The sequence below is a fragment of the Kitasatospora sp. NPDC051914 genome (assembly GCF_040680995.1).
Taxonomy (GTDB): Bacteria; Actinomycetota; Actinomycetes; order Streptomycetales; family Streptomycetaceae; genus Kitasatospora.
This window is the reverse complement of record NZ_JBFAXX010000007.1, coordinates 86624-112959: the sequence shown is the minus strand read 5'-3', so window position 1 is coordinate 112959 and position 26336 is coordinate 86624. Positions and strand designations below refer to the sequence as shown.

At 73.8% G+C, this 26336-nt stretch carries 25 protein-coding genes and 2 riboswitches; of the genes, 9 read left to right on the top strand and 16 right to left on the bottom strand.

Going from position 1 to position 26336, the window contains the following annotated elements; genetic code table 11:
• Positions 1-60 precede the first annotated feature (60 nt).
• Positions 61-459, top strand: coding sequence for a hypothetical protein (locus AB0M03_RS07210; RefSeq protein WP_363489357.1), 399 nt, complete (start codon positions 61-63; stop codon positions 457-459).
• Between the two features lie 20 nt (positions 460-479).
• Here the strand turns inward: AB0M03_RS07210 and AB0M03_RS07205 are convergent, their stop codons facing one another.
• The 3 genes from AB0M03_RS07205 to AB0M03_RS07195 form a co-directional block, all read right to left on the bottom strand.
• Positions 480-1142 carry a response regulator transcription factor gene (locus AB0M03_RS07205; protein ID WP_363489355.1) on the bottom strand — a complete coding sequence of 221 codons (663 nt, stop codon included), beginning with the start codon at positions 1140-1142 and terminating at the stop codon, positions 480-482.
• On the bottom strand, positions 1142-2257 hold the full coding sequence (locus tag AB0M03_RS07200; protein WP_363489456.1) for a DUF5931 domain-containing protein: 1116 nt from the start codon (positions 2255-2257) through the stop codon (positions 1142-1144). Before AB0M03_RS07200 ends, AB0M03_RS07205 begins: the two co-directional genes overlap by 1 nt.
• A 118-nt stretch (positions 2258-2375) precedes the next feature.
• Complete coding sequence (locus tag AB0M03_RS07195) at positions 2376-3221, bottom strand: lysophospholipid acyltransferase family protein (RefSeq protein ID WP_363489353.1); 846 nt, start codon at positions 3219-3221, stop codon at positions 2376-2378.
• 266 nt (positions 3222-3487) lie between these two features.
• On the opposite strand from AB0M03_RS07195, the gene AB0M03_RS07190 reads away from it, so the two are divergent.
• The 3 genes from AB0M03_RS07190 (at position 3488) to AB0M03_RS07180 (ending at position 5912) form a co-directional block, all read left to right on the top strand.
• Positions 3488-4279, top strand: a complete 792-nt coding sequence (locus tag AB0M03_RS07190; protein WP_363489351.1) for an alpha/beta fold hydrolase — start codon at positions 3488-3490, stop codon at positions 4277-4279.
• Between the two features lie 10 nt (positions 4280-4289).
• Positions 4290-4904, top strand: a complete 615-nt coding sequence (locus tag AB0M03_RS07185) for a hypothetical protein (RefSeq protein WP_363489349.1) — start codon at positions 4290-4292, stop codon at positions 4902-4904.
• Between the two features lie 66 nt (positions 4905-4970).
• Positions 4971-5912 (top strand): DUF4352 domain-containing protein, encoded by a 942-nt coding sequence (locus AB0M03_RS07180; protein WP_363489347.1) that lies wholly within the window; start codon positions 4971-4973, stop codon positions 5910-5912.
• Between the two features lie 148 nt (positions 5913-6060).
• On the opposite strand, the gene AB0M03_RS07175 is transcribed toward AB0M03_RS07180, so the two are convergent.
• The 5 genes from AB0M03_RS07175 to AB0M03_RS07155 all read right to left on the bottom strand — a co-directional run bounded on the left by AB0M03_RS07175 (position 6061) and on the right by AB0M03_RS07155 (position 10194).
• Entirely contained in the window at positions 6061-6870 is an 810-nt protein-coding gene (locus AB0M03_RS07175; RefSeq protein WP_363489345.1) for an endonuclease/exonuclease/phosphatase family protein, read from the bottom strand.
• An 88-nt stretch (positions 6871-6958) separates the two neighbouring features.
• Positions 6959-7900, bottom strand: a complete 942-nt coding sequence (locus AB0M03_RS07170) for an ROK family glucokinase (RefSeq protein WP_363489343.1) — start codon at positions 7898-7900, stop codon at positions 6959-6961.
• A 196-nt stretch (positions 7901-8096) separates the two neighbouring features.
• Entirely contained in the window at positions 8097-8384 is a 288-nt protein-coding gene (locus AB0M03_RS07165) for a DUF5304 family protein (RefSeq protein ID WP_363489341.1), read from the bottom strand.
• Between the two features lie 202 nt (positions 8385-8586).
• Positions 8587-9753, bottom strand: a complete 1167-nt coding sequence (locus tag AB0M03_RS07160) for an ArsA-related P-loop ATPase (RefSeq protein WP_363489339.1) — start codon at positions 9751-9753, stop codon at positions 8587-8589.
• A gap of 6 nt (positions 9754-9759) precedes the next feature.
• The gene (locus AB0M03_RS07155) at positions 9760-10194 is read right to left on the bottom strand and encodes an SRPBCC family protein (protein ID WP_363489337.1); all 435 of its coding nucleotides are present in this window, start codon (positions 10192-10194) and stop codon (positions 9760-9762) included.
• Between the two features lie 317 nt (positions 10195-10511).
• On the opposite strand from AB0M03_RS07155, the gene AB0M03_RS07150 reads away from it, so the two are divergent.
• Positions 10512-12305 carry an AMP-dependent synthetase/ligase gene (locus tag AB0M03_RS07150; protein ID WP_363489335.1) on the top strand — a complete coding sequence of 598 codons (1794 nt, stop codon included), beginning with the start codon at positions 10512-10514 and terminating at the stop codon, positions 12303-12305.
• A 74-nt stretch (positions 12306-12379) separates the two neighbouring features.
• Here AB0M03_RS07150 and AB0M03_RS07145 read toward each other — a convergent pair whose 3' ends face one another.
• Positions 12380-13513: a glycosyltransferase family 4 protein gene (locus AB0M03_RS07145; protein ID WP_363489333.1), complete on the bottom strand. Its 1134-nt coding sequence runs from the start codon at positions 13511-13513 to the stop codon at positions 12380-12382.
• A gap of 191 nt (positions 13514-13704) precedes the next feature.
• On the opposite strand from AB0M03_RS07145, the gene AB0M03_RS07140 reads away from it, so the two are divergent.
• Both AB0M03_RS07140 and AB0M03_RS07135 read left to right on the top strand, forming a co-directional pair.
• Positions 13705-15087 (top strand): glycosyltransferase 87 family protein, encoded by a 1383-nt coding sequence (locus AB0M03_RS07140; RefSeq protein ID WP_363489331.1) that lies wholly within the window; start codon positions 13705-13707, stop codon positions 15085-15087.
• 124 nt (positions 15088-15211) lie between these two features.
• Entirely contained in the window at positions 15212-16150 is a 939-nt protein-coding gene (locus AB0M03_RS07135; protein WP_363489329.1) for a PfkB family carbohydrate kinase, read from the top strand.
• Here AB0M03_RS07135 and AB0M03_RS07130 read toward each other — a convergent pair.
• The 6 genes from AB0M03_RS07130 to AB0M03_RS07105 all read right to left on the bottom strand — a co-directional run bounded on the left by AB0M03_RS07130 (position 16135) and on the right by AB0M03_RS07105 (position 23467).
• Positions 16135-17295 carry a hypothetical protein gene (locus AB0M03_RS07130; RefSeq protein ID WP_363489327.1) on the bottom strand — a complete coding sequence of 387 codons (1161 nt, stop codon included), beginning with the start codon at positions 17293-17295 and terminating at the stop codon, positions 16135-16137. The two genes, AB0M03_RS07135 and AB0M03_RS07130, sit on opposite strands and share 16 nt — an antisense overlap.
• A gap of 176 nt (positions 17296-17471) precedes the next feature.
• Positions 17472-18539 (bottom strand): NlpC/P60 family protein, encoded by a 1068-nt coding sequence (locus AB0M03_RS07125; RefSeq protein ID WP_363489325.1) that lies wholly within the window; start codon positions 18537-18539, stop codon positions 17472-17474.
• A 238-nt stretch (positions 18540-18777) separates the two neighbouring features.
• The gene (locus tag AB0M03_RS07120) at positions 18778-19845 is read right to left on the bottom strand and encodes an NlpC/P60 family protein (RefSeq protein WP_363489323.1); all 1068 of its coding nucleotides are present in this window, start codon (positions 19843-19845) and stop codon (positions 18778-18780) included.
• A 10-nt stretch (positions 19846-19855) separates the two neighbouring features.
• Positions 19856-20046, bottom strand: a riboswitch (cyclic di-AMP (ydaO/yuaA leader).
• A 358-nt stretch (positions 20047-20404) separates the two neighbouring features.
• A complete protein-coding gene (locus tag AB0M03_RS07115) occupies positions 20405-21433 on the bottom strand; it encodes an NlpC/P60 family protein (RefSeq protein ID WP_363489321.1) in 1029 nt (342 codons plus the stop codon).
• 179 nt (positions 21434-21612) lie between these two features.
• Positions 21613-22968 carry an NYN domain-containing protein gene (locus AB0M03_RS07110; protein ID WP_363489454.1) on the bottom strand — a complete coding sequence of 452 codons (1356 nt, stop codon included), beginning with the start codon at positions 22966-22968 and terminating at the stop codon, positions 21613-21615.
• A gap of 226 nt (positions 22969-23194) precedes the next feature.
• Positions 23195-23467: a hypothetical protein gene (locus AB0M03_RS07105; RefSeq protein WP_363489319.1), complete on the bottom strand. Its 273-nt coding sequence runs from the start codon at positions 23465-23467 to the stop codon at positions 23195-23197.
• 149 nt (positions 23468-23616) lie between these two features.
• Between AB0M03_RS07105 and AB0M03_RS07100 the strand changes: the two genes are divergently transcribed.
• Together AB0M03_RS07100 and AB0M03_RS07095 are read left to right on the top strand one after the other, a co-directional pair.
• Positions 23617-24462, top strand: a complete 846-nt coding sequence (locus AB0M03_RS07100) for a rhomboid family intramembrane serine protease (RefSeq protein ID WP_363489317.1) — start codon at positions 23617-23619, stop codon at positions 24460-24462.
• Positions 24459-24740 carry an Lrp/AsnC ligand binding domain-containing protein gene (locus AB0M03_RS07095; RefSeq protein WP_363489315.1) on the top strand — a complete coding sequence of 94 codons (282 nt, stop codon included), beginning with the start codon at positions 24459-24461 and terminating at the stop codon, positions 24738-24740. The genes AB0M03_RS07100 and AB0M03_RS07095 overlap by 4 nt, the downstream gene beginning before the upstream one ends.
• Positions 24741-24765: 25 nt before the next feature.
• Here the strand turns inward: AB0M03_RS07095 and AB0M03_RS07090 are convergent, their stop codons facing one another.
• Positions 24766-26133, bottom strand: coding sequence for an aminotransferase class V-fold PLP-dependent enzyme (locus tag AB0M03_RS07090; protein ID WP_363489313.1), 1368 nt, complete (start codon positions 26131-26133; stop codon positions 24766-24768).
• Positions 26134-26182: 49 nt separating this feature from the next.
• A riboswitch (SAM riboswitch) is annotated at positions 26183-26300 on the bottom strand.
• Positions 26301-26336 lie beyond the last annotated feature (36 nt).

Sequence of the window (26336 nt, the reverse complement as noted above, 5' to 3'; positions counted from 1 at the left end):
AACTGCCACCCGGCCCGGCGGCCTTCACCGGGCCGGGCGGCATGCAGCAGACTGCGGGGCATGCCCCGCAAGCGTCCGAACACCGCGACCTTCGCCGAGACCGTCGCCGCCCTGCCGGCCGCGCCGGCCGTCTCCGAGGAGCAGCGGGAGTGGGCCGCCGAGCGGGCCCGCAACGGCCTGCCCGGCGAGGCGGAGTTCGTGGACGCGCAGGGGCGGCGCTGGCGGCTGGTGCGGGCGATGCTCGACCCCCGCTCGGCGCGCCGGCTGGCCGGGCGGGCCGACGTCCTGCTGGCCGGGCACTGGCTGCACGAGCTGGAGGAGGTCCCGCCGGCCCGGCGCCAGGAGTTCTGGCAGTCCGTCAGGAAGCGCCTCTACGTGCAGGAGCCGCCCGGCCACGAGGCGCACGAGTACGCCTCGGCGGACGGCCTCGTCCTGCTCTGCGTGACCGAGTGCTGCTGAGCGGCGGCGGCCCCGGGCCGTTACAGCTCGTCGTCCAGGCCCTGCTCGATGGCGTAGCGGACGAGTTCGACCCGGTTGTGCAGTTGGAGCTTGCCGAGGGTGTTCTGCACGTGGTTCTGCACCGTGCGGTGCGAGAGCACCAGGCGGTCGGCGATCTGCCGGTACGACAGTCCCTTGGCGACCAGCCGCAGCACCTCGGTCTCCCGGGCGGTGAGCTGCGGGGCGGCGGGGGCCGCGGCCGGGGCGGGCTCGGTGGCCAGCCGGCGGAACTCGCCGAGGACGAGGCCGGCCAGGCCGGGGGTGAAGACCGGGTCGCCGAGCGCGGTGCGGCGGACGGCGTCGATGAGCTCCTCGCGACCCGCGGACTTCACCAGGTAGCCGGTGGCACCGGACTTCACGGCCTCCAGCACGTCGGCGTGCTCGCCGCTGGCGGAGAGCACCAGCACCCGGGCGGTGGGGTCGTGGGTGACGATCCGGCGGCAGACCTCGACGCCGGGCAGGGCGGGCAGGTTGAGGTCGAGGACGACGACCTGCGGGGTGGTGGCCAGGGCGCGGCGGACGGCCTCCTCGCCGTCGCCGGCGGTGGCGACGACGGCGAAGCCCGCGTCGGCGAGGTCCCGGGAGACGGCGTCCCGCCACATCGGGTGGTCGTCCACGACCATGACCCGCACCTGATCCGACATCACTGCCCCTTCCTGGGCACCCGTATCTCCACCTCGGTGCCCTCGCCGGGCACCGAGTACAGCTCGGCCGTGCCGCCGAGGTCGCGCAGCCGTCCGCGGATGGACTGCGAGACGCCGAGGCGCCCGGCCTGCTCCGCCTCGCCGAGCCGGTCGGCGGCGAAGCCCGCGCCGTCGTCGCGGACGGAGACGGTGACGGCGTCGGGCTCGTCCTCGACGAGGATCCAGGCGCGGGCGCCCTCCCCCGCGTGCCGGCGGACGTTGTCGACGGCGGCGCCGACCGCGGCGGCGAGTTCGGCGGCGGCGTGCGCGGGCAGCAGGACGGGGGTGCCGGGCGCGGAGACGGTGATCCGCTCGTCGGCGTGGACGCCGACCAACTGCCGGAGGTCCTTCTCGGCGCTTTCCTGCCCGCCGGCGCCCTGGGCGGGCAGCGGGCCGCCGGCCATCAGGGCCCGCAGGGCGCGTTCCTGCTCCCCGGCCAGCCGGCCGAGGTCGCCGAGGTCGCCCTCGCGGCGCTGGACGAGGGCGAGCACCTGGAGCACGCCGTCGTGGATGTCGCGGGAGAGCCGCTCGCGCTCGCGGGTGGCGGCCTCGACCTGCAGTGCCCGGGTGAGCACGGTCTCGCTGGCGCGGGCGAGTTCGATGACGTAGCCGATGGCGCAGCCGGCCACCATCAGCAGCACGATGTTGTGGATGTTGTCGGGGGTGATGCCGCCGTGGCCGAGGATGTTGGCGAGGCCGATCACGGTGGCCGCGAAGGCGGCGGGCTTCCAGCCGCCCTTGCCGGCGAAGCCAAGCACGGTGCCGGCCGCCCAGATGGTGGGCAGGGTGGGGGCGCCCGCGTGGATGCGATCCGGCTTGTCGATGATCCCGCTCATCACGATGCCGGTGACGGCGAACGCGAGGTCGGTGCCGAGCACGTACCAGGTGCAGCGATGGGGGCCGGCGAAGGCCCGGGAGCTGGCGAGCGTCCACAGGGTGAGTGCGCCGAGGTAGATCCAGCCGGAGACCGGGTGGAGGAAGTCGTGGAAGGAGTTGATGTAGCGCAGGATCGCGTAGGCCAGGGCGAGCACCCGGAAGTAGCCGATCGCCCGCCACAGCGGCAGCTCGACGGACATGCCGCCCGCGGTCAGCGCGCTCGCCCGCTGCGTCACGGCCGCGACGGTGCCGGCCGGGCGCGTCGCGAGCCCGGCTCTGTGGTCCTCCGCCATGTACGTCCCCCCGACCCGGCCGGTGCTACTCCGGCTTGTCCTGCGTCTCCTGCCGGCCCTGCTCCGCCTGCTGCTCCTGCTCCGAACGGGCGGCCTCCTCGCGGGCGGCCTCCTCCTTGGCGGCCTTCTCCGCGGCCTTCTCGGCCTTCTGCGCTGCCCGGCGCTCGGCGTCGGCGCGCTTCTTGTCCTCGGTGATCTGGCGCTTGGCGGCGGTGGCGTAGATGTCCACGTACTCCTGGCCGGAGAGCCGCATGATCTCGTACATCACCTCGTCGGTGACCGAGCGGAGGATGAAGCGGTCGTTCTCCATGCCGTGGTAGCGGGAGAAGTCCAGCGGGCGGCCGATCCGGATGCCGGGGCGGATGCCGAAGTTGGGGACGACCTGGCCGGGCGGCTGCACCTTCTCGGTGTCGATCATCGCGACCGGGATGACCGGGGCGCCGGTCTGCAGCGCGACGCGGGCGAGGCCGCCGACCTTGCCGCGGTAGAGCTTGCCGTCGGGCGAGCGGGTGCCCTCCGGGTAGACGCCGAACAGCTCGCCGCGCTCCAGCACCGCGACGGCGCTGCGGATGGCGGCCTCGCCGGCGCCGCGGACACCGGACCGGTCCACCGGCAGCTGGCCGACGCCCTTGAAGAAGGCGGCGGTCAGCTTGCCCTTGAGGCCGGGGGTGTTGAAGTACTCGGCCTTGGCGATGAAGGTGATCCGGCGCTTGATCAGCGCGGGGAAGAAGAAGGAGTCCGAGAAGGACAGGTGGTTGCTCGCGATGATCGCGGCACCCTCGTCGGGGATGTTCTCCGCGCCCTCGATCCACGGCCGGAAGAAGATCCGCAGCAACGGCGCGACGATCATCTTCATCAGTCGGTAGAACAACCCGGGCCTCCTGTTGTGCGGACCGGTCGATCCTAATGCCCGCAGGCGCGCCCGTGTGCACCGGCAGGCCCGTGAAGCGGCGGGTGCTGCCCTGTACGGGCCGCCGTGCGCGTGGGACGATGCCGCTCCGGGTACCGGCGGGTAGCGCCGGCGCTGCGCACGCCGTACGTCCCGATGCACCTCACGTACCCCACGCACATCCTGCACCTCCCGCACCTCACCCATTCCCGTCACCCGGGCACTTCGAGCGAAGGAGCACCCAGACGATGCCGCTGCTGCCGGGCGCAGAACCGTTTCACCACGAGGGCGGGCCGGTCGGCGTGCTGCTCGTCCACGGCTTCACCGGCTCCCCGAAGTCGATGCGCCCGTGGGCCGACCACCTGGCCGCCGCCGGGCTGACCGTCGCACTGCCGCTGCTGCCCGGGCACGGCACCCGCTGGCAGGACATGCAGCAGACCCGCTGGGAGGACTGGTACGCCGAGGCCGACCGCGAACTGCGGGCCCTCGCCGAGCGCTGCGAGCAGGTCTTCGTCTGCGCCCTCTCCATGGGCGGCGCACTCGCCCTGCGTCTCGCCGCCCGGCACGGCGACGCGGTCTCCGGCCTGGTCCTGGTCAACCCCTCCGTCCGCTCCGACAACCCGGCCAGCGTCCTGCTGCCCGCCCTGCGGCACGTGGTGCCGAGCCTGCCCGGCATCACCGACGACATCGCCCTGGAGGGCGCCACCGAGGGCGGCTACGACCGGACCCCGCTGCACGCCGCCTGGTCGCTGTCCCGGCTGTGGAAGACCGTCCAGGCCGAACTGCCCGCCGTACGGCAGCCGCTGCTGCTGCTCCGCAGCCCCGGGGACCACGTGGTCTCACCGGCCAACTCGGAACTGGTGCTCGCCCGGATATCCTCGACCGACGTGACGGAGAAACTGTGCGAGCGCAGTTTCCACGTCGCCACGCTGGACCACGACGCCGGGATGATCTTCGAGGAGAGCCTCGAGTTCGTCCGGCGGCTGGCACCGGCAGCGAAGACCGATGCGACGACCGATGCCGAGCACCACCTGGGCTGAAGGGCCGGTAGTGAACGAGACCAGCAAGGCGGGCGGCGGCGAGGAGCTGCCCGAGGACGGCGCCGCCGAGCGCGAACCGGCCGAGGAGACCGCCGGCCCCGAGGCGCCCGCCCGGCGTCCCGCGGCCGGCAGCCAGGCCGAACAGGACGCGATCTTCGCCGCCCTGGTCGCGCAGTTCGACGACCCCGTCGACCTGACCAACCCGGACTGGCCCGAGATCGAGAACCTCCGCGCCAAGGAGGCTTCCTCCGGCACCGACTCCCTGGACGACTTCGCCCCGCAGCCGCGCCCGCGGCCCCGGCCGACCACCCCCGAGCAGGTCGCGGGGCCGGTCTCCGGCCCGCGCGACTTCGAGCTGCAGGAGGACCCGGACGAGGGCCACTTCGTGCCGCCGGAGCCCCCGCCGCTCCCGAAGGCCGACACCACCGCCAAGTTCGCCTGGCTCGCCGTCCTCGGCGGCCCGACCCTGCTGCTCCTCGACGCCGTCGTCTGGCGCGAGATCGCCGGTTGGCCGGCCTGGGTCGGCATCACCGCCTTCCTCGGCGGCTTCGTCACCCTCGTCGCCCGGATGAAGGACAAGGACGACGACGAGCCGGACGACCCGATGGGCGGCGCCGTCGTCTGACCGCCTGCCGACCCCGAGCAGTGGCCGTCGCCCGCCCGTAGCCTGGAAGGGCGGGAGGCGACGGCCATGGCACGGATCGGCACCCTGGCGGGAACAGCGGCGTTAGGAGCGGCATTGCTTTCGGCGGCCGCCGCGGGCTGCAGCAGCCACTCGGTGGTGACGGCCCCGGCGAGCAGCCCGACGAGCGCCCCGGGCTCCGGTTCTACCGGGTCACCGCAGTCGGCACAGGTCGGGGACACCCTGGAACTGGTCGGCAACGAGCAGGGCGCCCGGATGGCCGTGACGGTGACGGCGGTGACCGACCCGGCGACCGCAGCGAACTTCCTCTCCACACCGGGCACCGGCGAACGGCTGGTCGCCGTGCAGTTCCGGCTCCACAACATCGGCTCGGCGGTGTACTCCGACGCCCCGGCCAACAGCGCCGCCGTGATCGACGAGCAGGGGCAGGGCTTCAACACCGCGCTGGCCGCCGAGGTCACCGCCGGACCGGGGTTCCCCGCCGGGGTACACATCGCCCCCGGGGACACCGCACTCGGCTACCTCGCCTTCGACGTCCCGGCAGGCTCCCGGCTCGCCAAGGCCCAGTTCACCCTGAACTCCGGCTTCGCCGCGCAGACCGGCCAGTGGGTCCTGCCTTCCGCCACCGCGGCTCCCACCCCGACCGCCACGGCCACGCAGACCACGACGGTCACCGCAACGGCCGCCGCGAGCCCCCGGCCGACCGCCGCGGCCGCACCGCGCCAGGTCGTCGAGGACTACTACGCCGCGCTCAACGCCCGCGACTACGCCCGCGCCTGGGCCCTCGGCGGTCGCAACCTGGCACCGGGCTACTGGCAGTTCGTCAACGGCTTCGCCGGCACCGCGTCCGACAGCCTCACGGTCGTCGGCGTCCGCGGCGACACCGTCGCCGTCCGCCTGGACGCCCTGCAGACCGACGGCACCCACCGCCACTACACGGGCACCTACACCGTCCGCAACGGCGAGATCGTCGCCGCCTCGATCCACTGATCCGCGGGTGGCTGTCGCCGTAGGCGGTCGGCTGCCCACGATGGACACGGGGAGAACTGCGCGACCCGGGAGGAACGGTGCCGTACGCCGGGACCGGGCGGTGCACCGTCGCGTTCGAGGACGCCTCGCAGTGGCAGCGCCCCGGTGGTCAGCCCGCTGCGGGGATGCGGACCACCGCCAGGACCGGCAGGTGGTCGGTCGCCGCCAGCAGGTCGGCCGGCGAGACGCCGGGCAGGCCGTGCGGCACCCCGCAGGCCAGCACCTCGACGCCCGGGGTGGCGAAGACCGCGTCGATCCGCTGGTACGGGTTGTCCGGCACGGAGGTGTGGGTGCCGCCCCAGGGGGCGACGGTGTGGGCGTCCTGGTAGCGGGCGGCCAGGCTCCGCCAGCCCGGCCCGTCCGGGTGCTCGTTGAAGTCGCCCGCGATCAGGCCGGGCTCGCCGGGGTCGAACTGGCCGGGCAGCAGCTCGAACTGCCGCAGCCGCTCGGCGGGGTCGAGCGAGAGGTGGCAGCTGGTCACCGCGAACGGCGCCGAACCGCCGATCCTCAGCAGGGCGGTGGCGAAGCCGCGGGCGTGCAGTCCGCGGGTCTTGGGCAGCAACCGGTCGCGGACGGCCAGGACGTCCACCTTGAGGCGGCCGAGCAGCAGCGGACCGGCGGCGATCCGGCCGCCGCCGGAGAGGACGACGTTGCCGGTGCGGCGGGCCAGCCAGGCGGCCTGCTTCTCCGGTTTCCAGTAGCGCGGCGACTCCTGGATGCAGACCACGTCCGGCTCGCAGGCGCGCACCACCCGCACGAGCGCCTCCCGGTCGTCGCGCAGCGAGCGGATGTTGTAGCTGAGCACGCGGACCCGCTGGGCGCCGTCCGGCTCCGCGCCGGAGGAAGGCAGCTCGGGCAGGTCGTCCTCCCGTGCGGGCGGCACTGGGCCGGGGGCGGCGGGCGGCTGCTCGACGGGCATGGCGGCCATGCTAGGGCGTCGCAGCGGGGACACGCCGGAGGCGGGGCCGGGATGGGTCCCGGCCCCGCCTCCGTGCGGGAACGTGCTGTCAGACGCGCGCGAGGTCCGCGGCGCCGGCGATGCCGGCGGCCGAGCCCATGGTGGCGAGCACGACCTCGGCGCGCGGGCGGTGCGCGCCACCGGTCAGGTAGTTCTCGAAGGCCGCGGCGACCGGGTCGAGCAGCAGGCTGCCCGAGTCGGAGACGCCGCCGCCGAGCACGAAGACGCCCGGGTCGAAGAGTGCGGCCAGGTCGGCCATGCCGCGGCCGAGCCAGTCGGCGAGCTCCGCGTAGCACTCCAGGGCGAGCGGGTCGCCCTCGGCCGCGGCCTCGGTGATGTGGATGCCGCGGATGGTCTCGGCGACGCCGTCGTTGAGCTCCAGCATGCGCTTGCCGGCGATCGGGTCGCCGGCGGCCTTCTCGCGGCCGTAGCGCCGCAGGGCGCGGCCGGAGCCGTACTGCTCCCAGCAGCCCAGGCCGCCGCAGCCGCAGGCCAGGCCGTCGGGGACCATGTTGAGGTGGCCGATCTCGCCGGCGACGCCGAAGCGGCCGCGGTGCATCCGGCCGTCGAGGACGATGCCGCCGCCGATGCCGGTGCCGACGGTGATCAGGACCATGTCCTCGTAGTCGGCCGCGGCACCGAAGCGGAACTCCGCCCAGGCGGCGCAGTTCGCGTCGTTCTCGACGACGGTCTCCAGGCCGGTGAGCTCCTCGATGCGCTGCTTGAGCGGCTCGTTCTCCCAGTCGATGTTGGGGGCGAAGATCACCGTGGAGCGGTCGCGGTCGACGAAACCCGGGGCACCGACGCCCACGGCGGAGACCTCCGGGTACTCCTCCTTGAGCTCGCGCACGGCCTGCGCGATCGCGTCGACCGCCCACTGGGGGTCGGCCGGGGTGGGTACCCGGGTACGCGCCAGGATCTCGCCGGTCTCGTCGACCACGCCGGCCGCGATCTTCGTCCCGCCGACGTCGACGCCGATGGTCAGAGCCATGTGTCCCTCAGCTATTCACTCGTTCCCGCTGAGCGGAACGGTACCCGCTGAGCAGTCCTCTCGTACACAGTGCGGCATACATTAACCGAAGACAATTTCTGGACAGAGCGGTCGTGCGCGTTCAGAAGTCGTAGACTTCGTACCTTTGAGTGATGCAGGAAGGCGCCAGGGTTACCTCCTCTGACCTGCGGGTTCACTAGTTGTCGGTGGTCTGGTCCAGGTCGATCCGCTCGGCCTCGGCGTGTCCGGCACCGGCCCAGCGCTGTTCATGACCTGAGACGGCAGCGCGGTACGCAGCGACCAGTTCGCCGCCCGCCGCGGCAAGATGTCCGTACACCTCCGGGTTCTGCTCGCGCAGCCGGACGCCGTACTCGAGGGCCTTGCCGCCGAGCGCGAGGGCGAACTTCCGCACCTCGTCGACCAGCGGGCCGAGCTCCGCACCGAGGTCCTGCCTGCTCGTGCCGTCCGCCTTCTCGTCCGCCATCCGGCGCCTCCCTCAGTGGGTTCCCAGTGGGTCCTCAGTACGACTTCGGTGCGTCGCCGGCCCGGGTCGGGGCCGCCGGGCGCGACCCGGCCGGGGCCCAGACGCTACCGGACGGCGCACCGAGGGCCGTCCGGCGTACCGGATGCACGCCGGGCGCGCACAGTTCTCCCGCACGCCCCGGCACATCAGCCGTGCGCGGGGCTCAGCCGCGCGGCCAGAGCGCAGGGTCCGGCGCGAACCGCACCGAGAGCACTCCGCCGGTGAGCCCGGCGCCGCTCACGGTGCAGCGGCGCAGCGCCGAGGGCAGCGGCAGCAGGCGGCGGTACCCGCCGGTGCCCACCACCAGTTCGTCGCCGCGGCGCACCAGCTCCAGTCCGGCGCGGTCCGCGCCGGGCAGCGCCAGGTGCCAGACCAGCAGGCCGTCCGCGGCCAGCCGGTCCTCGACCCAGGGCTCCGGTGCCTCGCCGGGTTCGGGTTCGCCCGCCGCGTACAGCTGGCCGGCGATCTCCTCCAGGGCGACCTCGGGCCACTCGGCGGTGAGCAGCGGGACGCCGCCGAGTTCGGCGGCCAGCTCGGCGAGGCGCTCGTTCTGGTGGGCGGCCCGGCGGGCCAGCCAGGGGTCGGGCGAGGAGGATGCAGCGGCGGGCAGCACCCGGTGGGCGACCACCGAGTCCAGCCGGCGGCCGTGCAGGGCGAGGCCGGCGCGGATGCGGCGCAGCTCCCCGGTGCCGTGGGCGTCGGCGTCCACGACCAGGCGGACGGAGGTGCCGGGCGCCTCGACGACGGCGCGTGCCTCGGCGAGTGCGGCGGAGGCCGCGGCCCTGGCCTCGAAGAGCCAGTCGGCGGGCATCGGGACGCCGGCCAGGGCGGCGAGCAGCGGGCGCAGCGCCCGGGCGGCCTGGCGCTGCTCGGGCAGGAGGCGGTCCAGGTAGCGGTCGAGCTGCTCGGGCAGGGCGAGGACGGCGAGGAGTTCGGCCGGGGGCGGGCCGGCGACCACGACGGTCTCGGCGTCGGCGGTGCGCAGGGCGCGCAGCAGGGCGAGCTGCCGGGTGCCGGGCAGCGGGGTGAGCTCCTCCGGGTCGAGCGGCTCGGCGCCGATCAGGTCGAGGGCGGGGGCGATCCGGGCGCCGAAGCCGTCGAGGGCGCTGCGCAGCGCGGCCTGCTCGTCGATCCTGGCGACCACGAGGCGCTCGGCGTACGGGGCGGGGGCGTCGGTGAGCCGGGCGCCCAACAGGTCGTCGAGGGTGCGGTGCGGGTCGTCGGCGGCGAGCAGCAGGGTCCGCCGGCCCTGGGCTGCGCTGTGCAGGGCGGTGGCGGCGGCGACGGCGGCCGAGCCCTCGCCGGTGACGAGGACGGTGCGCGGTGACACCCCGGGTCAGCCCTCGACGCGCTTCTTCAGGCCGGCCAGGGCCCGGTCGATGATGACCTTCTCCGCCTTGCGCTTGATCATGCCGAGCATCGGGATCTTGACGTCGACGGCGAGCTGGTAGGTGACCTCGGTGCCGCCGCCCTTGACCGCGGCGAGGCTGTAGGAGCCGTCGAGGGCGCGCAGCATCTGGCTCTTCACCAGCGTCCAGCTGACCTCGCGGTCGCCCTCCCAGGTGTAGGCGAGGACGTGCTCGTCGCGGATGGCGCCGGCGTCGAGGACCAGGCGCACCTCGGCGCCGCGGCCCTCGGCGGTGGTGCTCAGCACCTCGATCTCCTTGACCTCGCCCGTCCACTCCGGGTAGGCGGCGAAGTCGGCGATCGCGGCCATCACCTCGGCCGGGGTCGCGTCGATGATGATGCTCGACCTGGTGTGCTCCGCCATCACGGCCCTCCGCGTCTGTTCAGATGTGCGCCCAGGGCAGGCTATCGCGCCCGCAGGTGCACGCCGGGCGCCGCCCTCGGCGAACGGGGTCGCGTTCCGGTCGCGGCGCACCGGCGGGAGCGGTCGGGCCGGGGCAGCGGGGCCGGACGGGGCTGTCGGCGGAACGGGCTCCGGCTGCCGTAGGGTGCGAGTCGAAACCATTCCCACCGGCCTGCGCGGTGTGACTCTTCGAACAACGGAGCCGACAGCTCTGGTCGAATCCTGCTACTGGGCAGTAACGTCCTGCCGTCCCGCAGCGTCGCAGACGAGGAGCAGTCTTGCTCGAGTTCAGCCTTCCGGCCCGCTACCAGGTTCCGAGCGGCGGAAACCTCTCCGACCTGATCCACCAGAACGCCGAGCAGCACTCGGGCGTGGCCGTGATCAGCCGGAAGGTGGCCGGGCAGTGGCAGGACCTCACCGCGGCGCAGTTCCTGACCGAGGTTCACGCGGCGGCCAAGGGACTCATCGCCTCCGGCGTCGAGCCCGGTGACCGGGTCGCCGTCATGTCCCGCACCCGGTACGAGTGGACGCTCCTCGACTTCGCCGTCTGGTGCGCGGGCGCCATCACCGTGCCGGTGTACGAGAGCTCCTCCGCCGAGCAGGTCGAGTGGATCCTCGGCAACTCCGGCGCCGTCGCCGTCGTCACCGAGACCGCCGCCCACGCCGCCGTGGTCGCCGAGGTCCAAGGCCGGCTGCCGCAGCTCCGGCACACCTGGCAGATCGAGGACGGCGCGATCGCCGCCCTCGCCGAGGCCGGCGCGAAGGTCTCCGACGCCACCGTCGCCGAGCGCCGCTCGGTGCCGAACGCCGACTCCATCGCCACCATCGTCTACACCTCGGGCACCACCGGCCGCCCGAAGGGCTGTCAGCTGACGCACGGCAACTTCCTCGCCGAACTCGGCAACGTCACCGCGCGCCTGGAGCCGCTGTTCCGCACCGGCGAGAGCTCCGTCCTGCTCTTCCTGCCGCTCGCCCACGTGCTCGGCCGGATCGCCGAGATCGCCGCCGCGATCGCCCCGATCAAGCTCGGCCACGTCTCCGACATCAAGGACGTCACCGCCGAGCTCGGCTCCTTCCGTCCGACCCTCATCCTCGGCGTGCCCCGCGTCTTCGAGAAGGTCTTCAACACCGCCCGCGCCAAGGCCCAGGCCGACGGCAAGGGCAAGATCTTCGACAAGGCCGCCGACACCGCGATCGCCTACAGCCGCGCACTCGACGCCGGCGGCGCCGGGCTCGGCCTGAGGATCAAGCACTTCGTCTTCGACAAGCTGGTGTACACCAAGCTGCGGGCCGCCCTCGGCGGGCGGGCCACCCACGCCATCTCCGGCGGTGCCCCGCTCGGCGAGCGGCTCGGCCACTTCTACCGCGGCATCGGCTTCACCGTCCTGGAGGGCTACGGCCTCACCGAGACCTGTGCGGCCACCGCCTTCAACCCGCACGACAAGCCGAAGATCGGCACCGTCGGCCAGCCGCTGCCCGGCTCCTCGGTGAAGATCGCCGAGGACGGCGAGGTGCTCCTCAAGGGCCCGCAGATCTTCACCGGCTACTGGGAGAACCCGCAGGCCACCGCCGACGCCCTGCAGGACGGCTGGTTCGCCACCGGCGACATCGGCTCGCTGGACGCCGAGGGCTACCTCACCATCACCGGCCGCAAGAAGGAGATCATCGTCACGGCGGGCGGCAAGAACGTCGCGCCGGCGGTGATCGAGGACCGCATCCGCGCGCACGCCCTGATCGGCGAGGTGATGGTGGTCGGCGACCGCAAGCCGTTCATCGCCTGCCTGATCACGCTGGACCCGGACTTCTTCGCCAAGTGGAAGGAGGTCAACGGGAAGCCCGCGGACGCCACCCTCACCGACCTGGCCGCCGACGCCGGCCTGCTGGCCGCCGTCCAGGCCGCGGTGGACGACGGCAACCAGGCCGTCTCGCACGCCGAGGCCGTGAAGAAGTTCCGCCTCCTCGACACCGCCTTCACCGAGGAGAGCGGCCACCTCACCCCCTCCCTCAAGCTCAAGCGCAACGTCGTCCTCAAGGACTTCGCCGCCGAGGTCGAGTCCCTCTACCAGCGCTGAGCCAGGCAACCACCGAAGGGCGCGGGGAACCCGCGCCCTTCGGTGCTTCTCCCGCAGCGCCCGCGGGCCCGGAACTAGGCCAGCAGCCCCGTGAGCCGCTGCGCGAGCAGGTCCCAGCGCCAGGAGCGCTCGACCCAGCGGCGGCCGGCCTCTCCCATGGTCTGCCGCAGCTGCTCGTCGTGGAGCAGCCGCACGATCCGCTCCGCGGCCGCCACCGCAGACCGTCCCGGCACGACGTACCCGGTCTCGCCCTCGAGGACGGCGTCCGGTGCCCCTCCGGAGTCTCCGGCAACGACGGGCAGGCCGGTGGCGGAGGCCTCCAGGTAGACGATGCCGAGGCCCTCGACGTCGAGGCCGCCGCGGCGGGTCCGGCAGGGCATGGCGAAGACGTCCCCGGCGCCGTAGTGGGCGGGGAGCTCCTCCCAGGGGACGGCTCCGGTGAAGCGGACGGAGCCGGTGACGCCGCGGGCCTCGGCGAGCTTCTCCAGGTCGCTGCGGTAGGGCCCGCCGCCGACGATCAGCAGGACGGTGTCGGGCACGTCGGCGAGGATCTGCGGCATGGCCTCGATGAGGGTGTCCTGGCCCTTGCGCTTGACGAGGCGGGAGACGCAGACGACGACGGGCCGGTCGGTCAGTCCGAGTCTGGCGCGGATCTCGGCGCCGCCGGAGTCCGGCCGGAAGGTCTTCTCGTCGACGCCGGGGGGCAGCTGGACCATGCGCCGGGCGGCCTCGGGGCCGACCGCGTCGGCGATCCGGGAGCGGGTGTACTCGCCGAGGTAGGTGAGGGTGTCGGTGCCGGCGCCGATCCGGCGCAGCAGCTGGCGGGAGGCGGGCAGCTGGGCCCAGGCGGCCTCGTGGCCGTGGGTCATGCCGAGCAGCCGTTCGGCGCCGGCCCGGCGGAGGGCGGGGGCCATCAGGCCGAGCGGGGCGGCGGCGCCGAACCAGACGGAGCTGCAGCCCTCGGCCTTGAGTATCTCGGCGGCCCGCCGGGTCACCCGCGGGGTGGGCACCATCGTCTTCGTCCGGTCGCGGATCACCGGGAACGGCTGCTGGGCGTCGAACCGGGCGACCTCGCTCCCGTCGCGCCAGGTGGATGCATACACCACGATGGAACCCGGAGGCTGGCGCACGGCCATGTTGTGCACGAAGGCCTGAATTCCGCCCGGCCTGGGCGGGAAGTCGTTGGTGACGATGAGGGTCTTGTGCATGCCACGGCTCGCTCGGTCGGGGGTTGCTCGGTGCAGGGGTCGGTGATCCGTACCATAGGTCAACACCACGGCCCGCCGGGAACGAAGTGTTGCAGCGCAACCGTTTCCGCTCCGGGCCGGTCCTATGTCCCGGGGGCCTGTGTGCGGTTGCCACCCGCGACCGGCGGTAGCGAGACGAACGAGGGAGCGCAGTGGAGTTGGCCCCGACCGGGCGCACCGGCAGCACCAGCAGCACCGAGCGCCTCGCCCTCACCGGCTCTCCGCCTCCCGCACCGGCCGGCGGCGCCCTGTGGGCGCTCGGGGTGTCCTGGGTGGCGACGCGGGCGCTGATCGTGCTGATGGCCGTGGGCGTGCTGCGGATCTCGGGGACGGACGTCAGCTCCGACATCTCGGTGATCTACCACGGCTGGTACGAGGTGCTGCAGACCGGCACCTACCCGCTGGACGACGTGACCTGGCAGTACCCGCCGGGTGCGGCCCTGGTGATCCTGCTGCCGGGGGTGCTGCCCTGGTCGTACCTGGTGTCCTTCTTCGTGCTGTGCGGGCTGTTCGACGCCCTGACGGTGGGTGCGCTGATGCGGGTGGGCACCCGCCGGGGCCGGAGCTTCACCGGGGCGTGGATGTGGGTGGCGGGTGTGCCGCTGCTCGGCCCGACGGTGTACTGCCGGTACGACATCGTGGTGACGGCGATCGCGGTGGGCGGCCTGCTGCTGGTGCTGCGCAGGCCGGCGCTGGGCGGTGTGCTGCTGGGCCTGGGCGGCCTGGTGAAGGTGTGGCCGGTGCTGGCGCTGGCGGGGACGCCGCGCGGGCGGCGCACCCGGAGGGCGTGGACGGCCGCGGCGGCGACGGCGGCGGCGCTGGGCTTCCTGCTGACGGCGGGGATGAACGGTGCGTTCGAGTTCCTGACCTTCCAGAAGGAGCGCGGCATCGAGGTGGAGTCGCTGGGCGCGCTGCCGCTGCACTTCGCCAAGCTGGCCGGTGCCTGGGACGGCCAGGTGACGATGAACTACGGCTCGCTGGAGATGCTCGGCCCGTGGGTGCCGGTGGTGTCGAAGGTGTGCGTCGCGGGCACGCTGCTGGGCTTCGGCTGGCTGCTGCTGTGGCGGCTGCGGGCGGTGCGCTGGCAGCCGTCGACGGCGTACGACGCGGCGTTGGCGGCGCTGCTGGTGTTCACGGTGACGAGCCGGGTGATCAGCCCGCAGTACCTGGTGTGGCTGGTGGGCCTGGCGGCGGTGTGCCTGACCGTCCGGGGCACCCGGCAGAAGCCGGTGGCGGTGCTGATCCTGGTCGCGACGGTGCTGACCACGGTGGAGTTCCCGATCCTGTTCGGTGCGGTGCAGCGCAGCGAGCCGTGGGGTGTGGCGGTGCTGACCGCGCGCAACCTGCTGCTGCTGGCGGCCACCGTGGTGTCCTGCCGCAGGCTGTGGCGCTCCACCCGAGGGCCGGATGCGCAGGCCACGCTGGTGCTGCCGCCGGAGCCGCCGGTGCAGGGGTACCCGGTGCGCCCGGGCATCGCGTACGAGCAGGCGCTGCTGGACGATCTGGACAGCCCGCGGACGGCGCCGACCTCGTGACCGGCCGGGGCGTGCCCCGCGCCTCGGAGAGCCATCGCTGAAAGTTTCTGCAAAGCCTTGCAGGCATGTCGGCGCCCTGGCAGCATCGTGCCCCGTCAGCCGATGCCGCCTGTGGAGGGCCCGCATGCCCGAGAGCTCCGATTTCGACGTCCTCGTGGTGGGCGGTGCGGGCGTGGACACCATCGTCCGCGTGGAGCGCCTGGAGATCCCCGGCTCCGACTCCGTCGGGGTGCCGCCGGTCCACGACTACGCGGGCCACACCGGCAGCGGCGTCGCGCTCGGCTGCCACCGGCTGGGGCTGCGCACCAAGTTCCTCGACTTCCTCGGCGACGACCCGCAGGCCGAGCTGGTGCTGGCCGCCTTCCGCCGCGCCGGCCTGGACTTCAGCCACCTGGTCTCCCCCGCCGGCACCCCGCGCGGGGTGAACCTGGTGGACGCCGACGGCCTGCGCTTCTCCTTCTACGACGGCCGTCACCCCGCCGATCTGCGGCTGCCGTCCGACTTCTACCTGCCGTTCCTGGAGCGGGCCCGGCACGTGCACCTGTCGATCACCAACATCAACCGGGACATGCACCAGGACATCGAGCGGCTCGGTGCGACCAGCTCCACCGACCTGCACGCCTGGGACGGCGTGAACGAGCACCATCGGCACTACGCGCTCCGCGCCGACCTGGTCTTCCTCTCCGCGGCGGGCCTGGGCGGCCGGCCCGAGGAGGTCATGCGCGGAGTACTGGCCGGGGGCCGGGCCCGGCTGGTGGTGGCCACCGCCGGCGCCGACGGCAGCTACCTGCTGGAGCGCGGCGACACCGAAGTCCGGCACGTGCCGGCGGTCGACCCGGGCCGCCCGGTGGTGGACAGCAACGGCGCCGGCGACGCCTTCGTCAGCGGCTTCCTCGACTCCTGGCTGGCCGGGCGGCCGGCCGAGGAGTGCATGCTGGCGGGCTCGGTGGCCGGGGCGCACGCCTGCACCACCGCCGGCACGCACGGCGGCCTGATCGACGCCGAGGGCCTGGCCGCCGGGCTCGCCGCGGTCAGGACCGACCGGTCTCAGCGCCGCAGCTGACGCACCAGCTCGGTCGCCCAGGCCTTGGTGAAGGCGGGGAGGTCGAGGCCGAGCTCGGCGCGCAGCACGGCCTCGAGCCTGGCCGGGTCGCCCATGGCGCCGACCTCCCGGTAGAGCCGGACGAGCCGCTGCGGGCCGTACCTGTTCGCGATCATCTCGCAGGCCAGCCAGGCCTGCTCGTAGGCCTGGGCGATGCCGGGGGCGCCGGCGGCGAAGTCGGCGTCGGCGGGCAGCGCGGTGGGCACCCGGCCGGCGGCGACGTCCCGGCCCAGCTCGGGCGCGATCTGCTTCGGGGTGCGGCCGGCCCCGCGGTAGCCGGTGTAGTCGGCGACGCCCTCGGAGAGCCAGAGCGGTGTCCAGCTGCGGGTGGCGGCCCGGGTCGCCACATGGGTGGCCTCGTGGGTGACGACCACCCGGCGGCCGAGGTCGCTGAGCCCGCGGAACGCCTCCGGGTTGACCAGCACCCGGTCGGCCGGGGTGGCGGCGGGCTCGCCGCCGGCGGCCACGGTGACCGCGGCGATGCCCTGGTACGACCCTGCGGTGACGTCGAGCATCCGGGCGAACTGGGGCTCGGTCGCGGGGCTGAGCAGCAGCAGCCGGCCGGGCCAGCCGTCGCCCCACAGCTCGGAGACGGCGGGCACCGCACGGTCGGCGACGGCGGCCAGGCCGGCGAGCTCCTCGGCCGTCCCGAGGCCGAGGACGAGGGAGCGCTCGCCCTGGGCGACCCGGGTCTCGCCGAGGTCCCAGAGGGCGGCGCTGCCGTCGGGCTCGTCCCCGGAGAGCAGCCAGCCGGCGGGGGTGCGGTCGAAGGTGAGGCGGCGCGGGAGGACGGCGGGGTGCTCGTCGATGCCGCGCAGCCGGTGGGAGAGGCCCGCGGTGACGGTGAGCCGCCCGTCGGGGGCCGGTTCGCCGATCTCGCTGATCCGGTACTCGACCGCGGAGAAGGGCACGGCGGCGACCCTGGCGGCGGCCCGGTCCTGGGCGGCGCGGGCGGCCGGGGCGGTGCCGGCGAGCAGCGCGGCGCGGTCGGCGCGCAGCAGGGCGCGGGCCCGGCCGGCGAGCACGTCGTCGATCCGGGCCCGGATGCCGGCGTTCGGCGCGCCCTGCGGCAGCAGGGCCGCGGCCCGCCGGTCGGCGGCGGGCACCACATGGGGTGCGGACAGCTGGAGGAGGCCGCCGGCGGCGAGCAGCAGCGCGGCACGCCGGGAGAGCCGCCCTCCGGCGGGAGGTGCGGAACGGCCCGCCGCGGAATGCCGGGGCAGGTCGGTGACCAGGGGTTCGGCCTCCCCGCCGGACGGGCCGGGCTGCCGGTGGACGGTGCTCAGACCCGCACCACCCCGCTGACGGGCATGGCGTTGACGCTCTCGTAGCGGACCCGGGCGCCCGGGTAGGGAGCGTGCACGACGACGCCGCCGCCGGCATACATGCCGACGTGGTGCATGTCCCTGTAGAAGATCACCAGGTCTCCCGGTTGCGCCTCGGACAGGCTCACTCGCCGCCCCGCGTTCGCCTGCGCCTGCGAGGTGCGCGGCAGGGTGACTCCGGCCTGCCGCCAGCTCCAGTACATCAGACCGGAGCAGTCGAAGGTACGAGGGCCGGTCGATCCGTACACATACGGAGATCCGATCTTACTGATGGCGGCGGCCAGGGCGGCGGCCGCGCGCTCGGAGGAGGCCGGCCGGTCGCCGAGGTCGGGGCGCTCGAGGCCCCGGGCGGCACGGCGGGCCGCGGCGGCGGCGTCGTCCTCCGCCAGCCGGGCGCGCTCCGCGGCGGTGAGACCGTCGAGCAGCCGCTGGGCGTCGCCGAGCCGCTGCCGGATCTCCTCCTTGCTCGCGGCGAGGGAGCGGCGGACGTCCTCCAGCTCGGCGAGCTTGGAGGTGGCCTCGGCACGCCGCTGGTCGAGCCTGCGCTGGCGCTCGAGGACGCGGCGCAGGGTCTCGCTCTGGCGGCCGGCGGCCTGGTCAAGGGCGCGGGCCCGGGTGAGGTACCCGGCCGGGTCGGACTCCAGCATCAGCCGGACGGCCGGGTCGAGGCCGCCGTCCCGGTACTGCGCGGCGGCGGCGGTGGCGAGGTCGGTGTAGAGGCCGTTGAGCTCCTCCTGCCCGGTGGCGACCTGCTCCTGGAGGCGGGTGGCCTCGTCCTGCAGCCTCCGCTGCTCCTCCTGGGCGGCGTTCGCCCGTTCGCTGGCCTGCTCGGCCTCGTCGTAGAGCCGGTCGACCCTGGACTTGACGTCGGCCGGCCGCCGGGAGGGGTCGGCCGGCGCCGCGGGGGCGCCCCAGGCGCCGGTGCCGACGGAGGCGCCCACGGCGGTGGTGGCCGCGGCGGTGAGCACCAGGGCTCGGGCGAGGGCGTGACCGCCCGGCAGTTGGGGGCGACGGTGCACGGACATGCGGCGGCGGCTCCGTTCCTGCGGCCGGACGCCCGCGGCCGCCCCGACGGGCGGTCGTCCTCGCGGAGGTCCGGGGGCAGACGTTAGCGAGTCCCGCCGATCTAGTCCAAACCCTGTCATCCACGAATATTTGACCTTCAATCGGACATTCAGCCGAATCAGCCCGCCTGCCTGCGGGAACGGCCGCGGGCCCGGCCCCCTGGGGAGCCGGGCCCGCGGCAGGCCGCCGGACGGAAGGTCAGATCCGCACGATCGCCGAGATCGGCATCGCGGTCGCCGAGACGTAGCGGACCACCGCGCCGGTGTGCGGCGCGTGGATCACCTGGCCGCCGCCCACGTACATGCCGACGTGGTGCCGGTCGCTGTAGTAGATGACCAGGTCGCCGGGCTTGGCGTTGGCGATGTTGGTGCCGACGTTGGTGCCCGCACCGGCCTGCGACTGCGAGGTCCGCGGGATCGACACGCCGGCCTGGCGGTACGCCCACTGCATCAGACCGGAGCAGTCGAACTGGTTGGGGCCGGCGGCTCCGTACACGTACGGGGAGCCCAGCTTGGACTTCACGGCCTCGATCGCCCGGGCGGTGTAGGAACCGGTCGGCACGTCGGCGGTGCCGAGGTCGGGACGGACGGTGTCGCGCGAGGCCCGGTCGGCGGTGGCCTTGGCGGCGGCCGCGGCGCGGGCCTCGGCCGCGGCCAGCTCTTCCTTCTCCTTCTGGGTGAGGGTGTTCAGCAGGGCACTGGCCTTGGCCAGCTTGCCCTGGAACTCCTCCTTCTTGGCCTTGAGGGCCCGGGTGCTGGTGTCCAGCTCGGCGAGCTTGTGCTCGGCCTCGGTCTTCTGGACGTCCAGCTTGGCCTGCTCGGCCTTGAAGGACTTGAGCGTGTCGGCCTGGGTCGCATTCATCCGGCTGACCGCCCCGGCCTGGCCGAGGAAGTCGCCGGGGTTGCTGGAGAGCATCAGCTTGACCGTGGGCGAGATGCCGCCGTCGCGGTACTGCTGGGCGGCCACCTCGGCGAGGCGGCCCTGAACGCCGCTCACCTCCGCCTGCTGGCGGGCGACCTGGTCCTGGAGCCGGGTGACCTGCTTCTGCAGGTCCTGCTGCTTCTCGGTCGCCGCGAGGTACTCCTCGTTGGCGGCCTCGGCCTGCTCGTTGAGCTGGTCGACCTGGGCCGCGACCTGCTCCTTGGTGGGCGCCGGGTCGGCGTGCGCACCGGTCTGCGAGGAGAGTGCCACCGCAGTGGCGGCTGCCGCAGTCAGGATCGAGGCGCGGGTACGGCCGACGGGCTTGGGACGACGATGGGACGCCACGAAGGCGGACTCCTTCTTCCTCACACCGCCTACCGGGTGAGCTGACGGGTTCGGGCCGGAAGCATTGCCCTACGACGCCTCACGGCCACCCCTGCACGGTCCGCGGTCCGATCCGCGGCCCGGCCGGCGCGGCCGACCTGACGCCGATTCACCCCGGGGGAAACGTGGTTCCCCGGCTCCGTTCGACAGCGCCCCCGCAGGGGCTCCCCGTGGGCAGTCGGGCTGCCCTGCTGCGTCGCGGACTCGGCGGTGACCGCCACCGTCGCCCGGGTTGGGCGCTCGACTGTGCGGCGGTCCGTGGGTCATGACCCTAGTAACCGATCCGTGATCCGTTCAAATCCTTGTCAGAAAAACATCGGGGGAATGTTGTCGTGAAAATGTGATTGCGACTGCCGGTGACCGATAATCCACGCTCGGCTGACGAGTTTTCACCGCACGCCCGACAAAGCCGACGCCCGGGCGTGTCGGAGATCACACGGTGATCACGACGCGCCCGGGCGTGTCATGCAGCGTCAGAAACGCCGCAGGTGGGGCATATGTCCGAATTGCTACCGATGGGTCAGACGCGGCGAATGGTCTTGATCGGCAGGATGTCCGCATCCATCAGCTTCACCACGTCGCCGGTGCGCGGCGCGTGGACGACGAGGCCGTTGCCGACGTACATGCCGACGTGGTGCGCGTCCGAGTAGTAGATGACGAGGTCACCCGGCTGGGCGGCGGCCAACGAGGGGACGCGGGTGCCGACGCTCGCCTGCGACTGCGAGGTGCGCGGCAGCGACACGCCGGCCTTGGCGTACGCCCACACCATCAGACCGGAGCAGTCGAAGGAGTTCGGGCCGGTGGCGCCCCAGACGTACGGGGTGCCGCGCTTGCCCATCGCCGCCGAGACGGCGGTCGCCGCGTAGCCCGCGGCCGGCGGCAGGCTGCCGACGTCGTAGCGGTCGTCGCTGCGCGAGGCGCGGTCACTGCCGAGGATCGCGGCGCGCTCGGCGGCCGTCAGCGTGCTCAGTAGGCGCTGGGCCTCGGAGAGCTTCTTCTGGACCTCCGACTTGGCGTCGTTCAGCGCCTGGGTGGAGTTGTCCAGCTCGGCGAGGATGGCCGCGGCCTCCTGCTTCTGCTGGTCCAGCCGGCGCTGCTGGTCCCGCAGGCCCTTCAGCGTGGACGCCTGGGTGTCGGTGGCCTGCTCGTTGCTGGACGCCCGGTCGAGGTAGTTGTCCGGGTTCGAGTCCAGCATCAGCGCGACCGTCGGGTCCACGCCACCGGTGCGGTACTGGTCGGCGGCCACCGCGGACAGGCCGGACGCCACCTGGGAGAGCTGCTCCTGGCCGCGGGCGATCTGGTCCTGCAGCTGGTCGGCCTGCTTGCGGAGCTGGTCGGCCCGCTCCTTGGCGCCGTTGTACTTCTCGGCCGCCTGCTCCTGCTCCTCGAGCAGCTTGTCGACCTGGACCTTCACCTCGTCCTTGCTCGGCTTGGCCGGCGCGGCGTGTGCGGCGGCCTGGGCCGAGAGGGCGACCGCAGTCGCGGCGGCAGCGGTGAGCACGGTGACCCGCGCGCGGCTCGGCTGCTTGGGACGGCGGTGGGAGGCCAAGGGACTAGCTCCTTCTTCCTGCTGGACTCACCCGATCGAGTGGACGTCCGGAAAATAGGTTTGACGCCAGACCCTAGTGAAGATCCGTCCCCGGCGCCACTCCCCGACCGGGCGAACTTGTCGCACGGACCCGGATTTCACCACCCCGACACAACCCCGCCACCTGGGCCGACGGCCCGTCAGGGCCTGGCGAGCCGGTTGAGCAGCAGAATCGACGCGACCGGACGCGCTCCCGCCTTCCGCACGCCGTCCGCGACCTCCTTGTCGGTGGAGACCACCACGACCGGCCGGCCCTGCGGCTCGGCCCGCACCAGGCGGCGGATCAGTTCGTCCGCGGTCTCCCCCGTGCGGCTGAAGCGGACCCGGACCCCGCGCGGCGGCGCCATGATCACCGGAACGTCCAGGTCCTGCCCGTCGAAGACGCAGGTCACCTCGGCCTGGGTGCGCTGCGCCAGCATCGCCAGCCCGCCGAGCAGCCGCATCCGCTGCTGCTCCAGCGGCAGCGTCGGATAGCCGGTCTTGGTCACGTTGTAGCCGTCCACCACCAGGTGCACCTGAGGGATCGCCAGCAGCTGATCGAGCAGCGCCGGGTCGTCCTCGGCCAGCCCGCGCCGGGCCACGTCGTGCGGGTTCGCCGAACCGGGCTCCACCGCGTCCACCAGATCGGCCGGCCGCAGCTGGGAGACCGGCAGCGCCAACTCCCGCTGCAGGCCCTGCGCCGACTGGAGCACGGTGTCGAGCAGCAGCCGCAGCCGCATGTCCTCCACGCTCCGGCCCTCGCGCGCCGAACGCCGGCCGGCCTCGGCGGCCGTCTCCAGCTCGGTGATCCGGTGCCGCAGCCGGCGCGCCTCGCCCTCCGCCGCACTGCGCTCGACCGCGGCGGCGGCCCGGGCGGCGTCCAACTCGGCCTGCAGCTTGCGGACCTCCGCCTGCGCGCGCCGGGTGTCGCTCTCCAGGGAGCGGACGCGCTTGCGCAGCGACTCCGCCTCCCGGCGCACCCCCTCCGCATCGGCCCGCTGCCGCTCCAGGTCCGCCCGGGCCGAGGCACGCACCTCGGTGAGCTCCGCCTGGAGCTTCTCCACCACCCGGGCGGCCTCCGCGGCGGCGCCCTCGGCGTCCGCCCGCTCGACCTCGTCCCCCGCGTCGACGACCAGCCGGCTCCAGCCGACCGGGCGCAGCAGGTAGGCGGCGGCTGCCACGTCCATCGGATCGGCGGCGGCCGGAACGGTTCCGGACTCCAGCGCCTTCACCAGGTCGGGCTGCCCGAGCCGCAGCCGATCGGCTATCCGGACCCGGAACACCGGCTCCGCGTCCAGCGCCGCGGCCAGCGCGGTCCCCGCGTACTTGGCCCGCCGGGCGGGGGTGAACTTGGCGTACGGGCGCAGGCCGGACGGCAGCTCGCCGACCGGGATGGCGCCCAGGGCGTCGGCGGCGATGCCCACCACACGGCGGCGCACCCCTTCGGGCAGCGGGCGGTCCAACTGCTCGGACGGCGCGTCCCCGGCCGTCGGCCCGGCCCCGGGAGCGTCCGGCAGCTCCGCGTCCGCGGCGGGCTGCTGCCCCTGCGGCTCGGCCGGCCCGCTCGCTGCGTCCACCACGTCCTCGGCTCCGATCCTGCTCCCCGGGCCCGCGCGGCCGGTGGCCGCTGCCCTCGAATGCACCGCTCTGTGCAATTGTCCCGTCTACCGTGCCCAGCCGGGCACCGCGCCACACACCCCGGTGGCGCAGGAGCTCCACCGGGGTGTGTCGGAAGCGGAAGGCTCAGGCCTTCGACTCGTCCTCGGCCTGCTCCGCGGCGGCCTCGGCCCCGGGCCGGGCCACGAGCTCGACCTGGTCGACGGCGTTGCACCAGCGGCAACGGACCGATTCGAGGGTCTCGCTGAGCACCTCGGTCTCCTCCACCTTCGACTCGCCGCTGAGGTCGAAGTGCAGGTACTCCACCACCCGGGCCGAGCGCGTCACGTCGAAGCGGGTGAGGTTCCCGCAGAGCGTGCAGCGCCAGCGGGTCTCGGCGGTGGGGGCGGCGATGGTCATCGGAGGTCCTCTCGGATGGTCCCGGGTCCGGTCGTCCAAGCCTATTGCGTACGGCCCGGCCGACGGTCACCGGTCTTGGGGAACGGACAGGTCACCCGCTTGCAGCAGCGGCCGGTTCGCGGTGCGGGCTCCGAGGAATGCTCGCCGGTATGGCCGTCCCCGCCCCCGTCCCCGCACCGGTGCGCGAACCGGCGGGCGCCGGCGCCAGGGCCGCTGCCCGCACCCCGCTGGTCACCTACACGCTGATCGCACTGAGCGCCGTCGTCCTGCTGGCCGGCCCCAGCTTCGGCCTCAACCCGCGGTACGGCACCGGCAACGCCCGGGTCTGCGCCGAGCAGCGCTTCGAGCAGCACTGGGGCGCCGTCCCCGCCGAACTGCTGGCCGACCGTCCGCTGGACGCCGGCCGGCTGGCCGCCCTGCCGCCGGCGGTACCGGGCTGCACGCTCTCCCCCGCACCGCACAAGATCCCGTTCCTGTCGGTGCTGAGCTCGCTGTTCGTCCACGCGGGCTGGCTGCACCTGGTCGGCAACCTCCTCTTCCTCTACGTGTTCGGCCCCGACCTGGAGGAGCGCCTCGGCCGGCTGCGCTTCCTCCTCTTCTATCTGGGGGTCGGCTACCTGGCGACGTACGGCTGGGCGCTGGCCGAGGCCGACTCCGCGGAATCGGCGCGCGCACTGGTCGGCGCCTCGGGCGCGATCGCCGGGGTGCTCGGCGGCTACCTGCGGCTGTACCCGAGGGCCCGGGTGACCGCCCTGGTGCCGCTGCTGCTCTTCCTGCCGCTGCGGTTCCCGGCCTGGCTGGTGCTCGGCCTGTGGTTCGCCCTGCAGTGGTGGCCGCTCGGCCCGGCGGTGCCCGGGGTGGCGTACCTGGTGCACGTCATCGGCTTCAGCGCGGGCTGGCTGGCGATGTGGGCGGCGGGCCTCCGGCAGGGCAGACGGGCCCGGCCGACGGCCGATACGCTGAGCCGTACCCCACACACAGGAGCCGAAGAGTGATCACCGCGATCGTCCTCATCAAGACCAGCGTCGACCGGATCCCCGAGATCGCCGAGGCGATCGCCGCGATCGAGGGCGTCAGCGAGGTCTACTCGGTGACCGGCAGCTACGACCTGGTGGCGATGGTCAGGGTGCGCCGGCACGAGGACCTCGCCGAGGTGATCCCGGGTCAGGTCAACAAGGTGCCGGGCGTGGAGCACACCGAGACCCAGATCGCGTTCCGCACCTACTCCCAGCACGACCTCGAGGCGGCCTTCGCCCTCGGCCTCGACGAGTAGGGGCAACCCGCCCAGGGGCGACCGCTCAGGCCGCCCGGTCGGTGTCCGCGACGCAGCGGCCGCCCTCGTTGCGGTAGGTCCAGCGGGCGCCGTCGGTGACCAGCTCGCGGACGGCGGCCAGGAAGCGGTCCACGTGCTCCACCGGGGTGCCCGCGCCGAAGCTGACCCGGATCGCGTTCAGGCTCCGCTCCCCGGGCAGCGAGGGCTCCGGCGCACCGCACTCGGAGGGCGCGGCCTCCTCCCCGCCGAGCAGGGTCCGCACCAGCGGGTGCGCGCAGAACAGGCCGTCCCGCACGCCGATCCCGTACTCGGCGGAGAGCGCCGCCGAGAAGTGCGAGCTGTTCCAGCCGCGGACGACGAAGGACAGCACCCCGACCCGGGCCGAGCCCTCGCCGAACAGGTTGAGCACCCGGACCTCGGGGATCGCGGCCAGCCCGTCGGTCAGCCGCTCGATCAGCGCCTGCTCGCGCGCCTCCAGCGCGTCGAACCCGGCCTCGGTCAGCGCCCGGCAGGCCGAGGCGATCGCGTACGCGCCGATCACGTTCGGCGAACCGGCCTCGTGCCGGGCCGGACCGCCGTGCCACTCCACCGCCACCGAGCCGTCCGCCTCCCTGGCCACCGTACGGCTGGCGCCGCCGCCGGCGAGGTACGGCTCGGCCGCGTCCAGCCAGTCGCTGCGCCCGGCGAGCACGCCGGCGCCGAACGGTGCGTACAGCTTGTGACCGGAGAACGCGACCCAGTCCACGCCGAGTTCACGGACCGACAGCCGGTGGTGCGGGGCGAGCTGGGCGGCGTCCAGGACGACCCGGGCGCCGTGCCGGTGGGCGGTCTCGGTGAGCTCGGCGATCGGCCACAGCTCGCCGGTGACGTTGGACGCCCCGGTGACGCACAGCAGGCGCGGGCCGTCCGGGGTGCCCGCGGCGAGCGCGGCGTCGAGGGCGGCGACCGCCTCGGCGCGGGAGCGCGGGGCGCGGAGGTACTCCACCGTCAGACCGGCGTGCCGCCAGGGCAGCAGGGAGGCGTGGTGCTCGGTCTCGAAGGCGTAGACGCGGGTGCCGGCGGGCACCGCGCCGGCCAGCAGGTTGAGCGAGTCGGTGGTCGCGCGGGTGAACACCACCTGGTCGTCCTCGCGCAGGTCGAGGAAGTCGGCGACGGTGCGGCGGCTCTGCTCGAACAGGTCGGTGGAGAGCTGCGAGAGGTAGCCCGCGCCGCGGTGGACGCTGCCGTAGTAGGGGGCGTAGGCGGCGATGTCGTCCCAGACGCGCTGCAGGGCGGGGGCGCTGGCGGCGTAGTCGAGGGCGGCGTAGCCGACCTTCTCACCGGTGGCGAGCGGGACCTGGACGTCGTGGCCGAGGACGGCGAGGGGGGCGCAGATTTCGGTGGACAGCGACACGAGGATGCACTCCTTCACGGGGTGGGGACCCCGGGGAAGCATCGCCGGAAGTCCGCGCTTGCCACGCGGACGGTCTGCCGCACGGCCCGGTCCTCACCCAGGGCACCCCGCCACGGACGGAGGGTTGCCGGACAGCAAGCTGGGGCTTGACGCTGCCACTCATGACCTGACGCAGACTCTAGGTGACCTCTGTGCAACTGGTC

Excerpts from the sequence above, each read along its gene's own strand:
- AB0M03_RS07210 (WP_363489357.1), top strand. The coding sequence starts at position 61 with ATGCCCCGCAAGCGTCCGAACACCGCGACCTTCGCCGAGACCGTCGCC.
- AB0M03_RS07205 (WP_363489355.1), bottom strand. The coding sequence starts at position 1,142 with ATGTCGGATCAGGTGCGGGTCATGGTCGTGGACGACCACCCGATGTGG.
- AB0M03_RS07200 (WP_363489456.1), bottom strand. The coding sequence starts at position 2,257 with ATGTCCGTCGAGCTGCCGCTGTGGCGGGCGATCGGCTACTTCCGGGTG.
- AB0M03_RS07190 (WP_363489351.1), top strand. The coding sequence starts at position 3,488 with ATGCCGCTGCTGCCGGGCGCAGAACCGTTTCACCACGAGGGCGGGCCG.
- AB0M03_RS07180 (WP_363489347.1), top strand. The coding sequence starts at position 4,971 with ATGGCACGGATCGGCACCCTGGCGGGAACAGCGGCGTTAGGAGCGGCA.
- AB0M03_RS07175 (WP_363489345.1), bottom strand. The coding sequence starts at position 6,870 with ATGCCCGTCGAGCAGCCGCCCGCCGCCCCCGGCCCAGTGCCGCCCGCA.
- AB0M03_RS07170 (WP_363489343.1), bottom strand. The coding sequence starts at position 7,900 with ATGGCTCTGACCATCGGCGTCGACGTCGGCGGGACGAAGATCGCGGCC.
- AB0M03_RS07165 (WP_363489341.1), bottom strand. The coding sequence starts at position 8,384 with ATGGCGGACGAGAAGGCGGACGGCACGAGCAGGCAGGACCTCGGTGCG.
- AB0M03_RS07155 (WP_363489337.1), bottom strand. The coding sequence starts at position 10,194 with ATGGCGGAGCACACCAGGTCGAGCATCATCATCGACGCGACCCCGGCC.
- AB0M03_RS07145 (WP_363489333.1), bottom strand. The coding sequence starts at position 13,513 with ATGCACAAGACCCTCATCGTCACCAACGACTTCCCGCCCAGGCCGGGC.
- AB0M03_RS07135 (WP_363489329.1), top strand. The coding sequence starts at position 15,212 with ATGCCCGAGAGCTCCGATTTCGACGTCCTCGTGGTGGGCGGTGCGGGC.
- AB0M03_RS07125 (WP_363489325.1), bottom strand. The coding sequence starts at position 18,539 with ATGTCCGTGCACCGTCGCCCCCAACTGCCGGGCGGTCACGCCCTCGCC.
- AB0M03_RS07105 (WP_363489319.1), bottom strand. The coding sequence starts at position 23,467 with ATGACCATCGCCGCCCCCACCGCCGAGACCCGCTGGCGCTGCACGCTC.
- AB0M03_RS07100 (WP_363489317.1), top strand. The coding sequence starts at position 23,617 with ATGGCCGTCCCCGCCCCCGTCCCCGCACCGGTGCGCGAACCGGCGGGC.